Consider the following 19,726-nt stretch of genomic DNA (forward strand, 5'->3'; position numbering starts at 1 on the left):
CGGTGTGGAAAGTTCTGGTGGACCTGGCGTCAACGCTAACGGAAAGTACAACGATGACTGAACCGACTTCTTATTAAGTAATTGATAAAAATATTATTTTCTTCGTCATAATCATCTAGCTTGAGTCAGACCCTATTTGATCAAACACGGGATAAGTCTGAGGATGGAAAACTCACCCACAGGAATCCATGGGCCAAAGATCATCATCATCTTTTCTTTCTTTCTATATTTATTAAGAACGCAAGGAGCAGGGAGAGGATAAGACAAGATGGGCATGCTTGCCGCCTACTATGACTGGATCAAGGCCATTCATATCATGGCTGTGATCGCTTGGATGGCGGGGCTGTTCTATCTACCACGTCTATTTGTCTATCATGCTGAGCGGGCAAGCGTCGGGTCAGAGCTCGACCAGACCTTCCAAGTGATGGAAGAAAAACTCCTGCGTGTGATCATGAACCCCGCGATGATCGTGGCCTGGGTGGCCGGGCTGACCCTGATCGGACTTGGGGCGTTTGACTGGGGTGCTGTCTGGTCCTGGGTCAAGATCGTCTGCGTGATCCTGATGACGGGTGCGCATCATTGGATGAGCGCGCGGCGCAAGGAGTTTGCGGCTGGTCAGAATACCCGCAGCGGGCGCACCTATCGGCTGTTTAACGAAGTACCCACCGTGCTGATGCTGTTCATCGTGATTGCGGTTGTCGTCAGGCCGTTCTGATCCTGAACGTTGACTCCGCTTCACAGAATCCTTAGGTGGGTATCGCTCCCGTCCGGGAACGCGATTTTCCTTTGCTACTTAGAATGACAGTGCCTGATGCGGTGCTGCTGGATGCTATCATGTCAACACATCGCCTGAACCTCGCCGATCTCAAGGCACAAAGCCCCAAGGATCTGTTGTCTCTTGCCGAAGAGCTTGAGATCGAAAACGCCTCGACCATGCGGAAGGGCGATATGATGTTCGCCATCCTCAAAGAGCGGGCAGACGAAGAATGGGTGATCGGGGGCGACGGCGTTCTAGAGGTGCTGCAGGACGGGTTTGGTTTCCTGCGCTCGCCCGAGGCGAACTATCTGCCCGGTCCGGATGATATCTATGTCTCGCCCGACATGATCCGCCAGCATTCGCTGCGAACGGGGGACACTGTCGAAGGCGTGATGAAAGAGCCCAACGACAACGAACGGTACTTCGCGCTGACATCCGTTGAGCGCATCAACTTTGAAGAACCGGAGCGGGCCAAGCACAAGGTTGCATTCGACAACCTGACGCCGCTTTATCCCGAAGAGCGGCTGAATATGGAGATTGAGGATATAACGATCAAGGATCGCTCGGCACGGATTATCGATCTGGTCGCACCGATCGGGAAAGGGCAGCGGTCGTTGATCGTGGCCCCGCCGCGGACGGGGAAAACGGTGCTTTTGCAGAACATCGCGAACTCGATCGAGAAGAACCACCCGGAATGCTATCTGATTGTTCTGCTGATCGATGAACGGCCCGAAGAGGTGACCGACATGCAGCGCTCGGTCAAAGGGGAGGTCGTATCCTCAACCTTTGACGAACCGGCCTCGCGGCACGTGGCTGTGTCCGAGATGGTGATCGAAAAGGCGAAGCGGTTGGTTGAGCACAAGCGGGATGTTGTCATCCTGCTCGATTCCATCACGCGGCTGGGCCGGGCCTTCAACACGACGGTACCATCATCTGGTAAAGTTCTGACCGGTGGTGTGGATGCCAACGCCTTGCAGCGACCCAAACGGTTCTTTGGTGCTGCGAGGAATATCGAAGAAGGTGGATCGCTGACGATCATCGCGACGGCGCTGATTGATACGGGCAGCCGGATGGATGAGGTGATCTTTGAAGAGTTCAAGGGGACCGGTAACAGCGAGATCGTGTTGGACCGGAAAGTGGCCGACAAACGCGTCTTCCCAGCGATGGATATCCTCAAATCAGGGACACGGAAAGAAGAGCTGTTGGTGGACAAGGCCGATCTTGCGAAGACCTATGTTCTGCGTCGCATCTTGAACCCGATGGGAACGACCGATGCGATTGAGTTCTTGCTTGGTAAGCTCAAGCAGACAAAGACAAACTCAGACTTCTTTGATTCGATGAACACCTAACTTATTGTTCATAAACAATGGGTTAAGCACATGGATACAGTCTTTGCGCTTGCGACGGCGCGCGGGCGCGCGGGCGTCGCTGTCATCCGGGTTTCGGGCGATCACGCGCGGGCGTCCGCCGCGCGTCTGATGGGTGATGTGCCTAAGGTCCGTGGGGTTCGGGTGCTGAAGGATCGTGCTGGTGATCTGTTGGATGAAGCGCTGATTTTGAATTTTCCGAAAGGGAAGAGCTTTACGGGCGAGGACGTTGTGGAGCTCCATTTGCATGGCAGTCCAGCGGTTGTCGCGGCGGTGCTACGCGTCTTGGGTGAAGACAATGATCTTTCGCCTGCTGCACCTGGCGAGTTTACGCGGCGCGCGCTGGAAAACGGGCGGCTTGATCTGGCGCAGGTGGAAGGCTTGGCAGATTTGATTGATGCTGAGACGGAAAGCCAGAGAAAGCAGGCTGTGCGCGTCTTCTCCGGTGGATTGGGGGTTCTGGCAGAGAGCTGGCGGTCGCGGCTGATCCGAGCGACGGCGTTGCTTGAAGCCACAATCGACTTTGTGGACGAGGAGGTGCCGGTTGATGTGACGCCCGAAGTGATGTCGCTTATCTCAGGCGTCGTGTCCGAGATGGAAGCCGAGGCGGTGGGCGTAGGTGTTGCGGAGCGGTTGCGGGATGGTTTTGAGGTCGCGATTATTGGTGCGCCAAACGTTGGAAAGTCGACATTGCTTAATCGTCTGGCCGGTCGGGAAGTGGCGATTACGTCCCAGATTGCTGGAACGACACGTGATGTGATTGAGGTTCAGATGGACTTGGACGGGTTGCCAGTGACGCTGCTCGACACAGCGGGTCTGCGGGAAACCGATGATGTGGTCGAGGGGATTGGTGTTGCGCGGGCGAAGGAACGTGCGGAACAGGCTGACATTCGTGTGCATATCTTGGATGAAGGAAGGCTACCGTCGCAAGATATGGTAGGTGGGAACCTGTATTTTCGTGCGAAGTCGGATCTGAAAGATGCTGATGAATGGGGTATTTCGGGCAAAACAGGTGCCGGTGTAGACATGTTGGTCATGCGGATCGGAGAGATTTTGCAGGGGCGTGTTGCTGCTATTGGTACGGCGATGCGTGAACGGCATCGTCTTGCTTTGGTGCGTGGGGTTGAGGATCTGAAGGCTGCAATGGTGAGTTTGCAAAGCCAGCACGGAATGACGGACTTGACCGCGGAAGAGCTTCGGTCAGGAATCCGTGCGGTGGATAGTCTTGTGGGGCGAGTTGATGTAGAACATGTCCTGGATGAGATCTTCTCCAGTTTCTGTATCGGGAAGTAGGAGTGTTTCACGTGAAACATCTTGATTACGACGTCATTGTCATCGGCGGTGGCCATGCTGGGGCAGAGGCGGCCCACGCGGCCGCGCGTACGGGTGCGCGGACGGCGCTTGTGACGTTGACGCGTGCGTCGATTGGGGTGATGTCCTGCAATCCAGCGATTGGCGGGCTGGGTAAAGGGCACCTTGTCCGGGAAATCGATGCGCTCGACGGTGTTATGGGTCGGGTGGCTGATAAGGCCGGTATTCAGTTTCGTCTGCTGAATCGGAAGAAAGGACCGGCTGTGCAGGGCCCGCGGGCACAGTCAGATCGTGCGATCTATCGTCAGTCGATGCAGGCTGAACTCTCGGAATTACCTGATCTTACGATTATTGAAGGTGAGGCAACTGATCTTGTCATGGATAAGGACCGCGTCACCGGAGTTCAGCTTGCGAATGGCGCGGCGCTTTCGGCGCATGGTGTGATCCTCACGACGGGAACTTTTCTGCGCGGTGTCATCCACATTGGCGACGTGTCGCGCCCCGGCGGCCGCATGGGCGACAAACCATCGCTCCGCATGGCAGAGCGGTTGGACAGCTTTGATCTGCCGCTTGGTCGCCTGAAAACGGGAACGCCGCCGCGCCTGGATGGGCGGACCATCCGCTGGGATGATCTGGAGAGGCAGCCAACGGATAGTGATCCCGTCTTCTTTTCGTTCCTCTCAACGCAGGTCTCGGCGCAGCAGGTTGATTGCGGCATTACGCATACAAACGAAGACACGCATGACATTATCCGGGAAAATTTGTCTCGGTCTGCCATGTATGGTGGGCAAATTGACGGTGTTGGACCGCGTTACTGCCCATCGATTGAAGACAAGATTGTCCGCTTCGCCGACAAATCCTCGCACCAGATTTTTCTGGAGCCAGAAGGTGTGAATGACCATACGGTCTATCCAAATGGCATCTCGACGTCATTGCCGGTAGATGTACAAGAGCGCTATGTCAGATCCATCTATGGCCTTGAAAACGCAAAGATTTTGCAGCCTGGCTATGCAATCGAGTATGACTATGTTGATCCGAGGTCATTGAAGGAAACGCTGGAATTGCGTGACGTTCCTGGCCTTTATCTCGCTGGCCAGATTAACGGAACAACAGGGTATGAAGAGGCTGCGGCGCAAGGGCTTGTGGCTGGGCTGAATGCAGCTGCTGCCGCGCAGGAGAAGGCAGCTATCACGTTCAGTCGGCGTACGTCCTACATCGGCGTGATGATTGATGACTTGATCACCCGCGGTGTGTCGGAACCGTACCGTATGTTCACGTCGCGCGCTGAATTTCGTCTGTCGCTGCGCGCTGATAACGCCGACCAGCGCCTTACAGAAATGGGGCGCGATGTCGGGTGTGTCAAAGAAGAAAGGTGGTCGGTATTTTTCCAGAAGATGGAAGCGATCACGAAGGCCAAGAATGATTTGGCCTCACTGACGTTTTCAGCCCGAGATATTGCGGCCCAGGGTGTCAAGTTGAATGCGGATGGTGCGAAACGTAACGCCGTTGAGGCATTGGCGCTTGCCGATTTTGGGTTCGAGGAGCTTTCGAGACTTGCCCCGGATGTTGCAAATATTCCTGTACCCATCCGTGATCAGATCAAAAAGGATGCGCTCTATGCGCATTATATCGAACGTCAGGCGCGGGACATTGCTGCTATGGAACGTGACGAAAAGCAGATCATCCCTGAAGATCTTGAATTCGCTCAAATCAGCGGCTTGTCGAACGAATTGGTGAGCAAGTTGAATGTCGTGCGCCCCCGCAGCATCGCACATGCAAGTCGCATTGAAGGCATGACGCCTGCCGCCTTGATGCTCTTGATCAGTGCGATCAAACGATCGCAGCAGATGCAGACCGGTACGTGACATTGGCGGATCAGACTATCGCGGGAATAAATGTTTCACGTGAAACATATGATGATCTCTTGGTCTTTCGCGATCTCGTCATCAAGTGGACGCCGAAGATCAACCTGATTGCGCCAAGCACGGTCCCCGATCTGTGGGAGCGGCATATTGTTGATTCGGCACAACTCTACCCGCTCGCATCTGAACCTTTCGCTCATTGGCTGGATCTGGGCAGTGGTGGTGGGTTTCCCGGTATCGTCATGGCCATTTTTGGAAAGCGCTACGCACCTGACGCGAAATTTACACTGATTGAAAGCGATCAGCGTAAGGCGACTTTCCTACGCACCGCGGCACGTGATCTGGCCCTGAACGCAACAGTCCTGAGCGAACGCATCGATCAAGTCGCGCCGCAGGAGGCAGATATAGTATCAGCCCGCGCACTAGCCCCACTATCTGCTCTTATCGAGATGACCTCGCGCCATCTGAAATCAGACGGCCGCGCCCTTTTTCACAAGGGCAAGGGTGCTGCCGCAGAAATTGCCGATGCCCGTCGAAACTGGTCCTTTGCGCTTGAACAACATGACAGTTTCACCGATCCTGCAGCGCGGCTCCTCATCATCCAAAGGATCTCTCGTGTCGGCGACTAACGCTTCCCCTGGCCCCAAAATCATTGCGATCGCGAACCAGAAAGGCGGGGTTGGGAAGACCACCACCACCATCAATCTTGGCGCTGCTTTGGCCGAAAAGAAGAAAAAGATCCTGTTGATCGACCTTGACCCACAAGGAAATGCGTCAACTGGCCTGGGTATCGATCAGGACCAACGCGAGGCAACAACCTATGATTTACTCGCTGGTGATGTCACCTTGGGCGAGGCAACCCAGACAACCAGTGATGAAAACCTCAGCATCATTCCGGCAACGACCGATCTCAGTTCAGCTGACATTGAGCTGATTGATAACGAAGAACGCAGCTTTTTGCTGCGGAACGTGTTGCGGAAGAAACCTGATGATGTCGCAAAATATGACTACATATTGATCGACTGCCCCCCATCACTCAATATATTGACTGTCAACGCGATGGTTGCCGCCCATTCTATCATCGTTCCCTTGCAAAGTGAGTTCTTCGCCCTCGAAGGTCTGTCGCAATTGATCCTGACTGTAAGGGACGTACGTCAGACGGCGAATCCAGACCTGCGGATCGAGGGGATCGCGCTAACTATGTATGACAGCCGAAACAACCTCTCGTTGCAGGTCGAAGACGATGCACGCGAGAATATGGGGGACATGGTCTTTCAGACTGTCATCCCGCGAAATGTCCGTGTGAGCGAGGCGCCATCATTTGCGATGCCGGTCTTGGCCTATGACACGCATTCGAAGGGGAGTGCTGCATATCGTGCGTTGGCCGATGAGGTTATCAGGAAATCAACAAAGGTAAGGGTGTAGCATGGGGCGCAGTCCAAAGAAATCACGCGGATTGGGGCGCGGTCTGTCTGCATTGATGTCGGATGTCGCACAGGATGACGCGACAGAGGCCGCGCCAAAGCGGCCAGATATGGTTGTGCCAATTGAAACGGTCCAGCCCAACCCCGATCAGCCGCGCCGGACATTTGCCGAGGATGCGATGGCAGAACTCGCGCAATCCATCGCGGAACGTGGCATCATCCAACCGCTGATCGTCCGCCCGTCGCCGTCGAAGGCCGGTTCTTATGAAATCGTGGCCGGAGAACGTCGCTGGCGTGCGGCACAGATTGCCCAGTTGCATGATGTGCCGGTTGTGGTGCGCGAGTATGACGACACCGAAATGCTGGAAATCGCGATTATCGAAAACATCCAGCGCGCCGATCTGAACCCGGTAGACGAGGCTGCGGGTTATCGTCAGTTGATGGATCGGTTTGGTCACACGCAAGAGCAACTCGCCACTGCATTGGGCAAAAGCCGCAGTCACATCGCCAATCTATTGCGCCTTCTCAGTCTGCCTGAAGAGGTACAAGAGTACCTCATCTACGGTGTTCTTTCTGCAGGTCATGCCCGCGCGCTCGTCGGTCATGCCGAGGCTGCACGAATGGCCCGTGAGATTGTGCATAAAAAGCTCTCGGTTCGTCAGGCAGAGGCGCTGGCGAAGACCGGCCTTCCCAGCAAGCCGAAAGCGGCACCAAAGGCGCCGCAAAAGGATGCCGATACGGTCCAGATCGAGAATGAGCTTTCGGCGACCCTGCGGATGAAGGTCAGCATCAATCACAAGCCGGATGCCGAGGGTGGTACGTTGTCGATCAGTTATAAATCGCTCGACCAACTGGATGATCTGCTGCGTGCTTTGTCGAACGGCTAAGGCTGCCCTAATTTGCCAGAAGCTGCCGCAAAACGGCGTTCAAAAGGGGGCGTCCTTTTGGTGTGAGACTCAGCTGTGAGCCGTCCATGTGGACCATACCCATATCAGTTAAATTATTGATACTAATACGTAATTCATCCAAAGAGCTACCAAACCGCTCCAAGTTTACCCCATCATGCAGCCTGAAGCCCATCAACATCATCTCGGCAAACTGATCTTCCTCGGATAGCGGGCTGCGCAGGCTTTCCCCAGCTCCGGTCTTTTGCACCTGTGCCATCCATGCACCCGGCGCCAGCGGTGTTTCGGTGGCGTAGCGCTGGCCATTCAAAGTCAATCGCCCGTGGGCACCGGGGCCTATGCCGACATAATCGCCATAGCGCCAATAGATCAGGTTATGGACGCTTTCGCTGCCGGGTCGGGCGTGGTTTGACACCTCATAGGCTGCGAAGCCTGCATCGGCGCAGATCTCTTGCGTGGCGGCATACATATCCGCCGCCATATCTTCATCCGGCAGCCCACGCAGCTTACCGACGGCGTATCGGTCGCCAAAGGCTGTGCGGTCCTCGATTGTCAGTTGATAAAGCGACAGGTGGTCCACGGCCATATTCAGAGCCTGCATGAGTTCGTTCTCCCACTCAGCTACACTTTGGTTTTGCCGCGCGTAGATCAGATCAAAGCTGACCCGGTCAAAGATGTCTCGGGCGACATCGAAGGCCGCCATCGCCTCCTTTGCGGAATGCAGGCGGCCCAGCGCCTTTAGGTCGATATCATTCAGCGCCTGAATGCCCATCGAGACTCGGTTGACCCCGGCATCGCGGTAACCGGCAAAGCGCCCCGCCTCGACCGAGGTCGGGTTCGCTTCCAACGTGATTTCGATGTCGTTGGCGCAGCTCCACGTGGCCCGCACTTTCCGCAGCACAGCGTCAATAACATCCGGGTCCATGAGGCTTGGCGTGCCGCCGCCGAAGAAGACAGAGCGCAGGATGCGGCCTTGGGTCTCTGCCCCAACGCGCTCAATCTCGCTCAGATAGGCCTTTTCCCAGGCTTTCTGGTCGATCTGTGCGACGACATGGCTGTTGAAATCGCAATAGGGGCATTTCGCCTGGCAAAACGGCCAGTGAATATAAAGGCCAAAGCCCCCGTGTTCCCAGTCTTCAGGCAAAGCAGCCCGCGATCAGTTTAGCCACCGCGCGGCCCCGGTGGCTGATCTTGTTCTTTTCCCACCGGTCCATTTCCCCGAATGTGATGTCATAGCCGTCCGGTTGAAAAATCGGGTCATAGCCATGGCCCTGATCGCCACGCATGGGCCAGATGATCTGGCCGGGCATGATGCCTTCGAACACCTCATCATGTCCATCGGGCCAGGCGAGTACCATCGTCGCGCGAAACTGTGCGCGGCGGGGGACGGGAGCGTTTGCTGCTTCAAGTTCGCGCCACGCCCGTTCCATCGCGATATTGAAGTCGCGCCCCTGTGGCGTTTCCGCCCAGTCGGCGGTGTAGACACCCGGCGCGCCGCCCAAACCGTCAATTGTGATGCCACTGTCATCAGCCAAGGCGGGCAGGCCTGTTGCCTTCATCGCCGCATGCGCCTTGATCCGGGCATTGCCGACGAAGGTGGTTTCGGTCTCTTCCGGCTCCGGCAGGCCATGATCGGCGTTAGAGGTCAGCGTCACACCATACGGGCCCAAGAGATCGATCATCTCTTCCAGCTTGCCTTTGTTGTGCGTGGCGATGACCAGTTCTCTGTCGGTGAACTTGCGCATCAGCCGACGGCGGCCAATTGGGCAGCGGTGAGTTCTGCCACGCCCTTCTCCGCGAGGTTCAGAAGCCCATCCATTTGCGCCCGCGTGAACGTGGCACCTTCGGCTGACATCTGCACCTCGATCAGTTTACCGCCGGTCATCACAAAATTCCCGTCGACGCCTGCTTCGCTGTCTTCGGGGTAGTCGAGATCCAGCACCTCTTGCCCCGCATAAATCCCGCAGGAAATCGCTGCGACGGGGTCAACCAGTGGGTCGCTGATCACGTCGCCCGTCTTCATCAGCTTTTGCACGGCCATTTTCAGCGCGACCCAGCCGCCGGTGATCGAGGCGCAGCGTGTGCCGCCATCGGCCTGGATCACATCGCAATCAACGACAATCTGCCGCTCGCCCAGTGCCACGCGATCAACACCGGCCCGCAAAGACCGCCCGATCAGCCGCTGAATCTCTTGCGTGCGCCCCGATTGGCCATTCTTCGCCTCACGCCGCATGCGCGTATTCGTCGCGCGCGGCAGCATGCCGTATTCCGCCGTGACCCAGCCGAGCCCCGCATTCTTCAAGAACGGCGGCACCTTTTCGTCAATCGTCGCGGTGCAGAGCACATGGGTGTTCCCGCATTTGATCAGGCAAGAGCCTTCGGCGTGCATCGTCACGCCTGTTTCGATCGAGACAGGGCGCATTTCGTTGGTCTGACGGCCGGATGGGCGCATCGGCTTCCTCCTGTTGATTGCAGCCCTCCGATACGCTGCCCATATCTGAAATCCAACCCCGATTGACGCAGGCAACACTTTCGATTTAATTGCCTCGCCCTGTCCAGAGGATGCGATGAACGACCAGACGCCCAACATCGAAGAGATGAACGACCGCTCGCGCGAAGTGTTTCGCCGCGTGGTCGAAGGGTATCTCGAAAGCGGAGCGCCTGTGGGGTCGCGCACATTGACGCGCAGCCTGTCGGAAAATGTCAGTGCGGCGACGATCCGCAATGTGATGCAGGACCTCGAATTCCTCGGCTTGCTCGACAGTCCCCATGTCAGCGCGGGCCGGGTTCCCACGCAGCTTGGTCTTCGGATGTTCGTGGATGGGCTGCTTGAGGTCGGTGATCTGGAAAGCGAGGATCGCCAGAAGATCGAACGGACCTTTGGCAGCAATGATCAGGATGTGGCGTCCGTGCTCGATCACGTGGGCGAGGCCTTATCGGGCGTGACCCAAGGGGCCAGCCTTGTGCTGACCCCCAAGCATGAAGCACCGATCAAGCATATTGAATTCGTGTCGCTCTCACGCGAACGCGCCCTGGTTGTGCTGGTCTTTGCCGATGGCCATGTTGAAAACCGTATCTTCACACCACCTCCCGGCCAGACCCCATCCTCCATGCGCGAGGCGGCGAATTTTCTGAATGCGGTGGCAGAGGGTCATACGCTGTCACAACTGGGCGAGGTGATCCGCCGCGAAATCACTGCGCGCAGGCAAGAGGTCGACAAACTCGCCGCTGAACTTGTCGAAAGCGGTGCCGCGATTTGGGAAAACGAAGGGGAACCGACCGAGCGACTGATTGTCCGCGGGCGCGGCAACCTGCTATCCGACAGCGAAAACGAAGCTGATCTGGAACGGATCCGCACCCTTTTTGACGATCTGGAACGCAAACGTGATATTGCCCAGTTCCTCGACCTGACCGAAGAGGGTGAGGGAGTGCGTATCTTTATTGGCTCAGAGAACAAATTGTTCTCACTTTCGGGTTCCTCTCTGGTTGTTTCTCCTTATATGAACGCGGACCGGAAAATTATCGGGGCGGTCGGGGTCATCGGGCCCACCCGCCTCAACTACGGGCGGATTGTGCCCATCGTGAATTATACTGCCAAGCTGGTGGGCAAGATGATTGCCGACCGTTCTTAAAAGGAACAAGCATGTCCGAAAAAGAAGAAGAGCTGCAAAGCCTTGATGAACTCGCCGCCGAAGCGGACGACCCTGATTTCGATCAGGCCGAAGCCAGCTATGACGAGATCGAGGCGCTGCGGGCTGAGCGCGATGAATTTCGGGACAAGTTCATGCGTGCTTTGGCGGATGCTGAGAATACGCGAAAGCGCGCTGATCGCGACCGGCGCGAGGCTGAGAACTACGGTGGGTCGCGTCTGGCTCGTGATCTGCTGCCGGTTTACGACAATATGAGCCGCGCGCTGGATGCCGCCAAAGAGGGTGAAGAAAAGGTGCCGGAGGCGCTGCTTGAAGGTGTGGAACTGACCATGCGCGAGCTTCTGAACGTCTTCAAAAAGCACGGGATTGAGCCGATCCAACCTGAAGTTGGTGACCGTTTCGACCCGCAACAGCACGAGGCGATGTTCGAAGCACCTTTGCCCGGCACGAAGGCGGGCGAGATCATCCAGGTTTCGGCCACCGGTTTCATGTTGCATGATCGTCTGCTGCGGCCGGCGCAGGTTGGGGTGTCTTCGACGCCTGCATCATGATCCGCAGTTTGAAGGCAGGGGCATTGCTCCTGCTTTTGTCTTTCGGTGCGGCCTTTGCGCAAAGCTTCCCGCCGGACAACGATTTCTACGTCAATGACTACGCGGACCTTCTGACCGATGCAGAAGAGGACGAATTGCGCGCAACCCTGGATGAGTTGTTTCAGGCGCGCGATATCGAATTCACCGTCCTGACCATTCCGCGCATGCTGGATTATGGCCACACTGGCAGTATCGAAAGCTTTGCGACCGCGTTGTTTAACTACTGGGGGATCGGTGATGCCGACCGCAATGACGGTCTGCTTCTGCTCGTTTCCCGGTTTGATCGTGAGCTGCGGATCGAAGTGGGGGCCGGTTACGGTGATACTTTGAATGGCCCGATGCAGCGGGTCATCAATAACAAGATCGTTCCCTATTTCCGGTTGGATGATTACCCGGCGGGCATTCGCGCTGGTGTGGATGAGATCATCTTTCAGGTCACAGACCGCTACCCCGGCGAATATGATAGCCCGTGGATTGAGCGCGCATGGAACGGGTTCAAACGGTTACTTGTTAATCTGGGCTGGTGGCTGATTGCGCCATTTGCACTCGTTTCGCCGTTTGTTGTCCGACTGATCCGCCGGATGCAGCGAAACCGGCCGCGTATCTGTCCCAACGATGGCAGCAGAATGCGCCGTTATCTTGAGGAAACGGAGGATGACAGTCTTTCGCCCGGGCAATTGGTCGAAGAACGGCTTGAAAGCGTGGATTATGATGTCTGGTACTGTGATCGCTGCGACCACGTGACGATCGAAGGCTACCGGGCGTGGTTTTCCAGATATGGTGCCTGCCGGGAATGCGGTTTTCGCACTGTCGAAGGGGAAAGCCGCACGATCCGCGCGGCGACCTATTCATCCACTGGTCTGCGTGAAGCCGATTATAATTGCCATCATTGCAACGCGCATTACACGGTACAAAGCACGATCCCGAAGAAGCGAAAAAGCTCTTCCAGCTCGCGTAGTGGCAGTCGCGGTGGAGGACGATCCAGCGGCGGTGGTGCAAGCGGGAGCTGGTAGGATTGTGGCGTCAGGGGTCTTCGATCAGATCGCGGAGTTCGTAGACAAGCTCTAATGCCGCTTTTGGGGTCAGTTCGTCGGGTAGGACGGCTTTGAGTTTCGCCTCTACTTCTGAATCCTTGGTGACAATGGGTGGCGGTGCCGGTGTGGCGGCGAAGAGAGGCAGGTCGTCGATGACGGCCTTGCTGCCGCCGCCTTCGCGCTCGCCCTTTTCCAGTGCGTCCAGCACGACTTTGGCACGTTCCACGACAACGGGCGGCAGCCCTGCGAGCCGTGCGACCTGCACGCCGTAAGAGCGGTCAGCGGTGCCGCGCCGCACCTCGTGGAGGAAGATCACGTCTCCTTCCCATTCCTTGACCGCGACAGTCGCGTTTTCCACGCCGTCGAGCTTGTTCGAAAGGGCGGCCATCTCGTGATAATGCGTGGCAAAGAGCGCCCTGCAGCGGTTTACGTCATGCAAGTGTTCAAGCGTCGCCCAGGCGATGGAGAGGCCGTCATAGGTCGCCGTGCCACGCCCGATTTCGTCAAGGATCACCAGCGCCCGGTCGTCCGCTTGGTTCAAGATTGCGGCGGTTTCCACCATTTCGACCATGAAGGTCGACCGCCCCCGCGCGAGATCATCGGAGGCACCGACACGGCTGAAAATCTGGCTGACGAGGCCGATATGGGCGGCTTCTGCGGGGACGAAGCTGCCCATTTGCGCAAGGATCGCAAGCAGGGCGTTCTGGCGCAGGAATGTGGACTTACCTGCCATGTTGGGGCCGGTCAGGAGCCAGATATGGGCGTCTGAAAGCGTGCAATCATTGGCGATGAAGGGCGCGCCGTCCTTTTGCAATGCAGCCTCGACCACCGGGTGCCGCCCGCCAGTGATCGCAAAGGCGCGGCTGTCATCGACACGGGGCCGGGTCCAGTTTTCAGTGGTGGCGAGATGAGCGAGGGCGGTACTCAGGTCAGTCTCGGCCAAGGCGCGGGCAAGCGCGCCAAGTGGCCCGGCTTGGGCAATGATCGCCTGTCGCAGCGACTGGTATTGCTGTTTCTCGATCTCCAGCGCGCGACCGCCTGCGTTCAGGATGCGGGTTTCGATCTCGGAGAGGTCGACGGTCGTGAAACGCACCTGATTGGCGGTGGTCTGGCGGTGGATGAAGCGATCATCGGCCAGCATCTTTTCGGCATGGGTGGCGGTGGTTTCGATGAAATAGCCCAGCACGTTGTTGTGCCTGATCTTCAGCGACTGCACGCCGGTCTGGTCCACATATTGCGCCTGCATACCGGCGATGACGGATCGGCCCTCGTCGCGCAGCTTGCGGACTTCGTCGAGTTCGGAATCATAGCCCGGCGCGATGAAACCACCGTCGCGTGACAGAAGCGGCGGTTCGGCGATCAGCGCCTGATCGAGGAGGTCGAGCAGCTCATCGTGACCGGTCAGATCTGCGGATGCCGTAACGAGCAGGGCGGGCAGGTCGTCCGGCAGAGCCTGCGCCAGCAGTGCCGCCTGCCCGAGCGTATTGCGGATCGCCGCCATATCCCGCGGCCCGCCCCGGTCGAGCGCCAGGCGCGAGAGTGCCCGGTCAAGATCATGCACGCTTTTCAGGTGGTCGCGGATATCACTGGCGAGACGGTTGTTGTCGTTTAGAAACTCAACAGCATCCAGCCGGTCGGCAATCACGGTGAGCGTGCGGGAAGGCGAGGCAAGCCGCCGTTCCAAGAGGCGCGCGCCACCGGCGGTGACGGTCCGGTCTATGCAGTGCAACAGCGACCCTTGCCGCCCGCCGCCCATCGCTTGGGTGAGTTCCAGCGACTTGCGCGTTGCCGCGTCGATCTGCATTGCTGCCGATTGCCCCTCGCGCAAAGGCAGACGGAGCAGCGGCAGGTTCCCGCGTTGCGTGATGTCGAGATATTCGGCAACGGCTGCCATCGCGGCGATTTCGGCGCGCGTGAAGGTGCCGAATGCGTCGAGCGAGCCGACCTTATAAAGCGCGCAGAGCCGCTTTTCACCTGCAGTGCTGTCGAAGGCCGCTGCACCCAAAGTGGTTAGTGTGGCGCCTGTCTCGGAGACGGTTGCGGACCAATTGCCCTCGGACCCATCGACGACGATCACTTCCTTGGGCGTGAGCCGCGCAAGTTCCGGGCCCAAAGCGGCCCCAGCACAGGGCATCACGTGGAACGCACCGGTGGAGATATCGACCCAGGCGAGCGCGCCTTCATCGCGGACGACGTGATAGGCGGCGAGGAAGTTGTGACGGCGGGCATCAAGCAGGGAATCCTCGGTCAGCGTGCCGGGGGTGACAAGGCGGACGACCTCGCGTTTCACGACCGCTTTGTAGCCACGCTTTTTCGCCTCTGCCGGGCTTTCCATCTGTTCACAGACGGCGACGCGGAAGCCTTTGCGGATGAGGGTTAGAAAATACCCTTCGGCGGCATGATGTGGGACGCCACACATCGGGATGTCTTCGTCGCCATGTTTGCCGCGTTTGGTGAGCGCGATATCAAGTGCCTCGGACGCGGCGACAGCGTCGTCAAAGAACATCTCGTAAAAATCGCCCATCCGGTAGAACAAAAGCGCGTCGGGGTACTGCGCCTTGATCTCAAGATATTGCGCCATCATGGGCGTTGTTTTGGTCATGTATCCCCCCGAAGTTGTTGGCGCAATTTATCAGCGCGGCAAACGGGTGAAAGGGCGAAGTTGGGTTGCTGCTTCTTGTGGTCCTGATGCGACCATGGAAAGGTTGGGCATGGCCTTGCTTCATCTGTCGATTTCAGCGCGTGCGCCGGAACGTGTCGCGGCGTTTCTTGCCAGTGTTCTGGGTGGTCGGCAGCTGCCGTTTCCACCCTTTCCCGATAGCTGGATCGCCTTTGCTGAACAGGACGATGGGACCGCGATTGAGGTCTATCCGTTGACCCATCGTTTGGTCGATGGCGGCGAGACGATTGCCTGCGAGGTTGGTGAGGCTGACGAAGGCGACACCTTTGTGCATGCCGCCATTGGATCGCCCATGTCGCGCGATGCGATCTTAAGCCTTGCCGATGCCGAAGGCTGGCTTGCGCGCATTTGCAATCGCGGGCCTTTTGACTGCGTTGAGGTCTGGTTGGAAGGTCGGTTGCTGATCGAGGTTTTGGACCCGGAGATGCGGCGCGACTACCGGGCCAATATGACGATGGACAATTGGCAGAAGATGTTTGGCATCTGACATCTGGCGCTTGCGCGTTCTTGATGCAAAGGTCGGCGGAAGTGAACCACTGAACCGGACCTGATCATGCAGCTTCTTATCTCTCCCGCGTCGCCATATGTGCGCAAGGTACGTGTCCTTTTGCGCGAAACGGATCTGTTGGATCGGGTGGAAGAGGTCGATGTGTCCACAACGCCGCTTGCCTCGGACCCCAAGGTTCTTGCGGCGAACCCTGCGGGCAAGATCCCGGCGCTGGTGCGTGGTGATGGGCCTGCGCTTTATGACAGCCGGGTGATCACGCGGTTTTTGAACGATTACGCGGATGCGCGGCTTTATCCCGATCACAGCACCTGGGACATCCTGACGCTTGAGGCGACGGCGGATGCGATCATGGATGCGACCGTCGCGATTTCATACGAAAAGCGTTTTCGCGCGGAGGCTCAACAATCGCCTGAATGGATTGAGGCGCAATGGGGCAAGGCAAGCCGGGCCGTCGCGGCGATCAACAATCGCTGGATGAGCCATCTGGTGGGCCCGCTTCATATCGGGCAAATCGCTGTGGCTTGCGCGCTGTCATACATCGATCTGCGGCATGATGAACGCGGCTGGCGGAACGGCAATGCGGCCCTGGCAGACTGGCATGCCAGATTCGCGGAGCGCGAGAGCATGCAGGCGACGCAGGTTGAAGCTTAGAAGTTGAAGCTGACGCCGAAATTGACGGCGTTGGTCACGATATCGGTTTCCAGCGTGCCGCCATCTTCAAGATCGGCGGTGTTGGACGAAAACGTACCCTTGTATTCGCCGAAAACGGCCCATTGATCGTTGATCGCGTAAGAGGCACCGGCGATCCATGTCGCGGCTGGCCCGGTGATCTGGTAGCCGAATGTCTCTGACCCGCTATTGGTCACCTCAACATGCGGCAGTGCGACACCCACGCCGCCGCCAACATAGGGTGTGACTTCGCCAAAAAGGCCGCTCCAGCGGCGATAGGCGTTGACCGTCAGCGTGTTGATGCCATCCGTGAACTCCAAGACGTCGTAGCCCGCTGGCAGTTCATCATCCTTGGGATAGACCTTGTTATGGGCGAAATCCAAGCCGTAGCCGAAATTGGGAGAGCGCCAATGGGTTGCGCGGATGCCGTAGTAGATTGGCGCCTCGCCCGAACGGCCCTCCCATTCCTGTTCGAAATCGTCATCCGCGATCACGTCATCGCCACGAATCGAGATATCTGACGGGGGCGCCGATTGCACACCGCCATAAAAGCTCAGCTCCACCTCCGCGGCCGCGGCGGCAGGCGCAATCAGGGCGCACAGGCAGAGCAAACGTAGCGATGTCATTCAAGGTCGTCCAAGTGGGCTGGCAGTGTCTAACAGCTAATCCCACAACCAAAGGCTGACAACAAAACATTCGGTGAGGTATGATCGCCAGCGAAATAATGTGTCGCCTTCGTCACAACCTACCGGTTTTACAGGGAAAAACCGGGGATTTCCGCCGATACGTGACTTTGTGGGTGTTTTTTGTGGCTTTGCGCGTTCGCCGCGCGGTCAGAAAGGCAAAACTGATTCTCTATCGTCTTTACGCTCTGTTCGGACTTTTCCGGCATCAGCGCTTCTGAAGTAGGGCTGCGCCCGATTGTCCGCTGGACGTTGCACGGTTTGATAGCTAAACAGCGCCCGAATGGACCGGTGGCAGCACCGGTCTACTTGTTGTGCGGGCATGAGGCCCAAGTAATATCGGAGATGCACCCAGTGTCACATGCAGAAGATCACCAGGGCACACGCCGCGACTTTCTTTATTATGCCACCGCCGGTGCCGGCGTTGTGGTGACAGGCGCTGCGGTTTGGCCCTTGGTCAACCAGATGAACCCCTCAGCGGATGTTTTGGCGCTTGCCTCGATCCGCGTGGATGTCAGCGCGGTTGACCCAGGCACACAAATCACCGTGCTGTGGCAGGGTAAGCCGGTCTTTATCCGGGCGCGGACCGAGGATGAGATTGCCGAAGCGCGTGCGGTTGATGTCAGCGACCTTCCCGATCAAGACGCTTACAACGATAATCTGGGTGATGCGCCTGCAACTGATGAAAACCGCGCCTTGTCCGAGGATGGCGTGTGGCTTGTTCAGATGGGCGTCTGCACGCATCTGGGCTGCGTGCCGCTTGGTGACGGTGCGGGTGATTTCGGCGGCTGGTTCTGCCCCTGCCACGGCTCTCACTACGATACATCGGGCCGGATCCGGCGCGGGCCTGCGCCGCGCAACCTGCAAGTGCCTGTCGCGTCCTTCGTGGACGAAACAACTATTCAACTCGGTTAAGGAGAGAATACCATGGGCGGAATTCCCCACGACCATTATGAACCCAAGTCGAATGGTGAAAAGTGGCTGCATTCGCGGCTGCCCATCGTCGGGTTGATGTATGACACATTGATGATCCCCACACCCAAGAACCTGAACTGGATGTGGATTTGGGGGATCGTGCTGGTTTTCACACTGGTTCTGCAGATCGTCACAGGCATCGTGCTGGTGATGCATTACGTACCGCATGTGGATATGGCCTTTGCCTCGGTCGAGCATATCATGCGCGACGTGAATGGCGGCCATATGATCCGCTATTTCCACCAGAACGGCGCGTCGCTGTTCTTTATCGCGGTCTACGCGCATATCTTCCGCTCACTCTACTACGGCTCATACAAGTCCCCGCGTGAGGTGACATGGGTCGTCGGCATGCTGATGTATGTGCTGATGATGGGCACCGCCTTTATGGGCTACGTGCTGCCATGGGGTCAGATGTCGTTCCATGGCACGGCGGTGATCACCGGCCTCTTCGGTGCGATCCCGTTCATTGGTGAATCGGTGCAAGTGTGGCTCTTGGGTACACCCAACGGTGCGATTGACCAGCCTGCGCTGAACCGCTTCTTCTCGCTGCACTACCTGCTGCCGTTTATCCTGCTGGGTTTGACGATTGTGCATGTCTGGGCGTTCCACACGACCGGCAACAACAACCCGACCGGTGTTGAGGTGCGGCGAACCTCAAAAGAAGACGCGGCAAAGGATACGTTGCCCTTCTGGCCCTATTTCGTGATCAAGGACCTATTTGCGCTGGCGATCATTCTGGCGCTGTTTGTGGCTGTTGTGGGCTTCATGCCGAACTATCTGGGCCACCCGGATAACTACATCCCGGCCAACCCGCTGGCGACACCATCGCATATCGTGCCCGAATGGTACTTCCTGCCGTTCTACGCGATCTTGCGCGCCTTTGACCAAGACGTCTGGCTCGTGATTGCGGTGAACTGGATCACCTTTGGGATCATCGACGCGAAATTTTTCGGCGTGTTGGCCATGTTCGGTGCGATCGTCGTGATGGCGCTGGCACCGTGGCTGGACACATCCACCGTGCGTTCCGGCCGGTATCGCCCCATGTTCAAATGGTGGTTCTGGCTGTTTGTGGTGAACTTCGTGCTGCTGATGTGGGTCGGTGCACGCCCGGCAGAGGGGATCTATCCCTACATCGCGCTGATCGGGTCGACCTACTGGTTCGCCTACTTCCTGGTGATCCTGCCGATCCTGGGTGTGATCGAAAAGCCCGATACGCCACCGGCCACCATCGAAGAAGACTTCAACGCGCACTACGCGCCGAAAGGTGACGGTGCAAAACCCGTCGCAAGCCCGGCCGAGTGAGAAAGGACC

19 protein-coding genes are annotated in these 19,726 nt (G+C 57.6%); 14 read left to right on the plus strand and 5 right to left on the minus strand.

From position 1 onward, the window contains the following. Window positions 1–274: 274 nt before the first annotated feature. The 7 genes from hemJ (at window position 275) to SLH47_RS12325 (ending at window position 7,608) form a co-directional block, all read left to right on the plus strand. Window positions 275–715 (plus strand): protoporphyrinogen oxidase HemJ, encoded by a 441-nt coding sequence (hemJ, locus tag SLH47_RS12295; RefSeq protein WP_413785645.1) that lies wholly within the window; start codon window positions 275–277, stop codon window positions 713–715. Window positions 716–834: 119 nt separating this feature from the next. Continuing rightward, window positions 835–2,106: a transcription termination factor Rho gene (rho, locus tag SLH47_RS12300; protein WP_320239946.1), complete on the plus strand. Its 1,272-nt coding sequence runs from the start codon at window positions 835–837 to the stop codon at window positions 2,104–2,106. 30 nt (window positions 2,107–2,136) lie between these two features. Beyond that, entirely contained in the window at window positions 2,137–3,417 is a 1,281-nt protein-coding gene (gene mnmE, locus SLH47_RS12305; protein ID WP_320239815.1) for a tRNA uridine-5-carboxymethylaminomethyl(34) synthesis GTPase MnmE, read from the plus strand. 11 nt (window positions 3,418–3,428) lie between these two features. Further along, window positions 3,429–5,300, plus strand: a complete 1,872-nt coding sequence (mnmG, locus tag SLH47_RS12310) for a tRNA uridine-5-carboxymethylaminomethyl(34) synthesis enzyme MnmG (protein ID WP_320239817.1) — start codon at window positions 3,429–3,431, stop codon at window positions 5,298–5,300. After that, window positions 5,297–5,926, plus strand: a complete 630-nt coding sequence (rsmG, locus tag SLH47_RS12315) for a 16S rRNA (guanine(527)-N(7))-methyltransferase RsmG (protein ID WP_413785640.1) — start codon at window positions 5,297–5,299, stop codon at window positions 5,924–5,926. Before mnmG ends, rsmG begins: the two co-directional genes overlap by 4 nt. Further along, complete coding sequence (locus SLH47_RS12320) at window positions 5,913–6,722, plus strand: AAA family ATPase (RefSeq protein ID WP_320239820.1); 810 nt, start codon at window positions 5,913–5,915, stop codon at window positions 6,720–6,722. The genes rsmG and SLH47_RS12320 overlap by 14 nt, the downstream gene beginning before the upstream one ends. A 1-nt stretch (window position 6,723) precedes the next feature. After that, window positions 6,724–7,608 carry a ParB/RepB/Spo0J family partition protein gene (locus SLH47_RS12325; RefSeq protein ID WP_320239822.1) on the plus strand — a complete coding sequence of 295 codons (885 nt, stop codon included), beginning with the start codon at window positions 6,724–6,726 and terminating at the stop codon, window positions 7,606–7,608. 7 nt (window positions 7,609–7,615) lie between these two features. On the opposite strand, the gene hemW is transcribed toward SLH47_RS12325, so the two are convergent. From hemW to rph, 3 genes are read right to left on the minus strand one after another with little or no spacing between them, the layout of a single operon-like run. Further along, window positions 7,616–8,770, minus strand: coding sequence for a radical SAM family heme chaperone HemW (gene hemW, locus SLH47_RS12330; RefSeq protein WP_320239823.1), 1,155 nt, complete (start codon window positions 8,768–8,770; stop codon window positions 7,616–7,618). Next, window positions 8,763–9,371, minus strand: a complete 609-nt coding sequence (rdgB, locus tag SLH47_RS12335; RefSeq protein ID WP_320239824.1) for an RdgB/HAM1 family non-canonical purine NTP pyrophosphatase — start codon at window positions 9,369–9,371, stop codon at window positions 8,763–8,765. The genes hemW and rdgB overlap by 8 nt, the downstream gene beginning before the upstream one ends. Further along, entirely contained in the window at window positions 9,371–10,078 is a 708-nt protein-coding gene (rph, locus tag SLH47_RS12340) for a ribonuclease PH (RefSeq protein WP_320239825.1), read from the minus strand. Before rph ends, rdgB begins: the two co-directional genes overlap by 1 nt. A gap of 115 nt (window positions 10,079–10,193) precedes the next feature. Here rph and hrcA point away from each other — a divergent pair, with 115 nt between their 5' ends. Genes hrcA through SLH47_RS12355 form a run of 3 tightly spaced genes read left to right on the plus strand, consistent with a single transcriptional unit; the run spans window position 10,194 to window position 12,879 of the window. Beyond that, window positions 10,194–11,258 (plus strand): heat-inducible transcriptional repressor HrcA, encoded by a 1,065-nt coding sequence (gene hrcA / locus SLH47_RS12345; protein ID WP_320239826.1) that lies wholly within the window; start codon window positions 10,194–10,196, stop codon window positions 11,256–11,258. An 11-nt stretch (window positions 11,259–11,269) separates the two neighbouring features. Further along, window positions 11,270–11,827 carry a nucleotide exchange factor GrpE gene (locus tag SLH47_RS12350; RefSeq protein WP_320239827.1) on the plus strand — a complete coding sequence of 186 codons (558 nt, stop codon included), beginning with the start codon at window positions 11,270–11,272 and terminating at the stop codon, window positions 11,825–11,827. Next, the gene (locus tag SLH47_RS12355) at window positions 11,824–12,879 is read left to right on the plus strand and encodes a TPM domain-containing protein (protein WP_320239828.1); all 1,056 of its coding nucleotides are present in this window, start codon (window positions 11,824–11,826) and stop codon (window positions 12,877–12,879) included. The genes SLH47_RS12350 and SLH47_RS12355 overlap by 4 nt, the downstream gene beginning before the upstream one ends. Before the next feature lie 10 nt (window positions 12,880–12,889). Here the strand turns inward: SLH47_RS12355 and mutS are convergent, their stop codons facing one another. Beyond that, window positions 12,890–15,502 (minus strand): DNA mismatch repair protein MutS, encoded by a 2,613-nt coding sequence (gene mutS, locus SLH47_RS12360; RefSeq protein ID WP_320239829.1) that lies wholly within the window; start codon window positions 15,500–15,502, stop codon window positions 12,890–12,892. On the opposite strand from mutS, the gene SLH47_RS12365 reads away from it, so the two are divergent. Then, window positions 15,483–16,067 (plus strand): hypothetical protein, encoded by a 585-nt coding sequence (locus SLH47_RS12365; protein WP_320239830.1) that lies wholly within the window; start codon window positions 15,483–15,485, stop codon window positions 16,065–16,067. The genes mutS and SLH47_RS12365 overlap by 20 nt on opposite strands. 66 nt (window positions 16,068–16,133) lie before the next feature. Then, on the plus strand, window positions 16,134–16,739 hold the full coding sequence (locus SLH47_RS12370) for a glutathione S-transferase (protein ID WP_320239831.1): 606 nt from the start codon (window positions 16,134–16,136) through the stop codon (window positions 16,737–16,739). Here SLH47_RS12370 and SLH47_RS12375 read toward each other — a convergent pair. Further along, window positions 16,736–17,383: an outer membrane protein gene (locus tag SLH47_RS12375; protein WP_320239832.1), complete on the minus strand. Its 648-nt coding sequence runs from the start codon at window positions 17,381–17,383 to the stop codon at window positions 16,736–16,738. The two genes, SLH47_RS12370 and SLH47_RS12375, sit on opposite strands and share 4 nt — an antisense overlap. 411 nt (window positions 17,384–17,794) lie before the next feature. Here SLH47_RS12375 and petA point away from each other — a divergent pair, with 411 nt between their 5' ends. Together petA and SLH47_RS12385 are read left to right on the plus strand one after the other, a co-directional pair. After that, on the plus strand, window positions 17,795–18,355 hold the full coding sequence (gene petA, locus SLH47_RS12380; protein WP_320239834.1) for a ubiquinol-cytochrome c reductase iron-sulfur subunit: 561 nt from the start codon (window positions 17,795–17,797) through the stop codon (window positions 18,353–18,355). Window positions 18,356–18,367: 12 nt separating this feature from the next. Then, entirely contained in the window at window positions 18,368–19,717 is a 1,350-nt protein-coding gene (locus SLH47_RS12385; protein WP_320239835.1) for a cytochrome b, read from the plus strand. Window positions 19,718–19,726: the final 9 nt, after the last annotated feature.

It is taken from the genome of Cognatiyoonia sp. IB215182 (assembly GCF_033963905.1).
In the GTDB taxonomy this organism is placed as follows: Bacteria; Pseudomonadota; Alphaproteobacteria; order Rhodobacterales; family Rhodobacteraceae; genus Yoonia.